The organism is Martelella sp. (genome assembly GCF_984369615.1).
In genome coordinates, this window is record NZ_CFHTCS010000484.1 from 1 (window position 1) to 2,670 (window position 2,670).

General features: G+C 65.8%; 2 protein-coding genes and 1 pseudogene. All 3 read left to right on the forward strand.

All coding sequences use genetic code 11. From position 1 onward, the window contains the following. Positions 1-1,613 (forward strand): annotated as a pseudogene (locus AC5DC2_RS22600) (helicase); the annotation flags it as partial. A 4-nt stretch (positions 1,614-1,617) separates the two neighbouring features. Next, positions 1,618-2,010, forward strand: coding sequence for an RNA-binding S4 domain-containing protein (locus AC5DC2_RS22605; RefSeq protein WP_024710001.1), 393 nt, complete (start codon positions 1,618-1,620; stop codon positions 2,008-2,010). A gap of 157 nt (positions 2,011-2,167) precedes the next feature. Further along, positions 2,168-2,506, forward strand: a complete 339-nt coding sequence (fdxA, locus tag AC5DC2_RS22610) for a ferredoxin FdxA (protein ID WP_024710002.1) — start codon at positions 2,168-2,170, stop codon at positions 2,504-2,506. Positions 2,507-2,670: the final 164 nt, after the last annotated feature.

Sequence of the window (2,670 nt, forward strand, 5' to 3'; positions counted from 1 at the left end):
TGCTGATGAAGCGCCTGAGAGAGAATGCGATGCTTGAAGCTGAAGTGAGCGTGAACGGGGATGTCTTTGTGGAAGGACATCATGTGGGGGAACTGGCGGGCTTTCGTTTCAAAGCCGTGACCGGCGCCGAGGGGCCGGATGCCAGGGCGATCGAGGCTGCCGCGCTGAAAGCGCTGGCGCTCGAATTCGAGGCCCGGGCCGCGCGCCTGCACGCCTCCGGCAATTCCGACCTCGTGCTGGATTCCTCCGGAACGGTGCGGTGGCTCGGCGATCCGGTGGCCCGGCTCGTTGCCTCCGACAATGTCTTGAGGCCGCGCGTCGTGCTGCTGGCCGACGAACAGTTGACCGGCGCGGCCCGCGATCATGTCGCGGCCCGCATCGAGCGCTATGTGGCGCACCAGATCCAGACGGTGCTGAAGCCGCTCGATGATCTCGCCAATGCCGATGACATCGAGGGGCTGGCGCGCGGCCTCGCCTTCCAGCTGGTCGAGAATTTCGGCGTGCTGTTCCGGCGCGATGTTGCCGCCGAGGTCAAGGCGCTCGATCAGGATGCGCGGGCCTCGCTCAGGCGCTATGGGGTGCGCTTCGGCGCCTATCATGTGTTCATGCCCGCGCTGTTGAAGCCGGCGCCGGCCGAGATGATCACCCTGCTCTGGGGTCTCGCCAATGACGGCCTCGACAAGCCCGGCTATGGCGAACTCATTCCGGTGCTGGCGGCCGGTCGCACTTCGGTCGTTACAGACCCGGCGTTCGAGCGCGCCTTCTACAAGCTTGCCGGTTTCCGCTATCTCGGAAAGCGCGCGGTGCGCATCGACATTCTCGAACGCCTCGCCGATATCATCCGCCCGCTGACGCAGTGGAAGCCGGAAGCGGGCGGCGCGCAGCCGGAAGGCGCCTTCGACGGCCGCCGCTTCGTCACCACGCCGGCGATGATGTCGATCCTTGGCGCAACGCCCGACGACATGGAAGAAATCCTGAAGGGTCTCGGTTATCGCGCGGATGTGGCAACGCCCGAGGAAGTCGCGGCGCTCGAGGCCATTCAGGCTGAGCGCGATGCCGAGAAGGCCGCAAAACAGCATGCCGGCGTCGCCGTCGAGACGGTTGCCCGGCGCGCCGAGAAACCGGTCGTCGCAGAGCCTGCTGCCACGGAGACGCCGGCGTCTCAGGCTGCTGAAACGCCCGCTGAAGACAGTGGCGCGGTCGAGAAGGCCGATGAGCCCGCTCCCGAAGCCGCGGAAGCCTCCGGAGCGCCCGCCGAAACCGCTGCGTCGGAGCCCAAGGAGGAGGAAGAGCCGAAGCCCGTCCTGCTCTGGCGTCCGGGCGCGCGCGGCAACAACGAGCGCAACCGGCAGGGCCATCAGGCGCGTGGCCAGCGCAATGAGGGCCGCGGTCGCGGTCAGCCGGGTCGCAAGGGCGGTGACGGCGAGCAGCACGAGCGCTCCGGCAGGCCCGGCGGAAAAGGCGGCAAGGGCGGCGGCAAGGGCCCGCGCCGCGAGCGCAACGAGAACGAGGGCAACAAGCCGCGCGAACCGCGCCGCGAGCGCGACAAGCCCGTCGATCCGGATTCGCCCTTCGCCAAGCTTGCCGCGCTGAAGGCGCAGATGAAGCGGTAAACCGATGGCAGAGGGCGAAGCAGCGGAACGCCAGCGCGTCGACAAATGGCTGTTCTTCGCGCGCATCGTCAAATCGCGGTCACTGGCGCAGAAGCTGGTCCGCGATGGCCATGTGAAGCTCAATGGCGCGCGCATCGTCCGCCCCAGCGTCGACGTGGCGATTGGCGACAGGCTCGTGGTGGCCCTTGAGCGACGGGACGTGCATCTAGTCGTGCGCGCGCCCGGTCATCGGCGCGGCCCTTTTTCGGAAGCGCAGGAACTCTACCAGGATGTGAGCCCGCCGCCGGCAGCGCGCGAGAAGCTTTCGGCGTTCGAGCAGGCCCAGCGCGTGCCGGGCGCCGGGCGTCCGACCAAGAAGGAACGCCGTTCACTGATGCGGCTGCGCGGCGAGGAGTAGAGTTTTCCTTCGCCTTTGGAAACTTCTACCCGAAGCAGCCCCGTTTGTGGAATGAAATCATCTTGCGGCATGCGCGGAAAGCCGTTACCTCACGGTTCTGCAGCTGCCCCGCGTTGCTGCTGGCCCGCCGGCCTGAAACTGATCTCTGGAGCCTTTCATGACCTATGTCGTGACCGATAACTGCATCAAGTGCAAATATACCGACTGCGTTGAAGTCTGTCCGGTGGACTGTTTCTATGAGGGCGAGAATTTTCTGGTTATCCATCCGGACGAATGCATCGATTGCGGCGTCTGCGAGCCGGAATGCCCGGCCGAGGCGATCAAGCCGGATACCGAACCGGGCCTTGACCAGTGGCTGAAGCTCAACGCCGAATATGCCGAAACCTGGCCGAATATCACCATCAAGAAGGAGCCGCTGCCCGACGCCGAGGCCATGGATGGTGTCGAAAACAAGTTCGAGCAGTTCTTCTCCGACAAGCCGGGCTCCGGCGACTGAGAGTGGCCCGCGGCCGGCGCGGCGCGGCCCCCGGCCTTGCCAAGATTTTTGAGCGCGCGCGCAATTTGGGGCTTGGCGAAGCCGCACAATTCGGTTAGGTCTCGGCCAAGCTTCCCTCTCGCCGGCGACGACTTGTCGCGGGTGCATGGCTCATTGATTTCTGC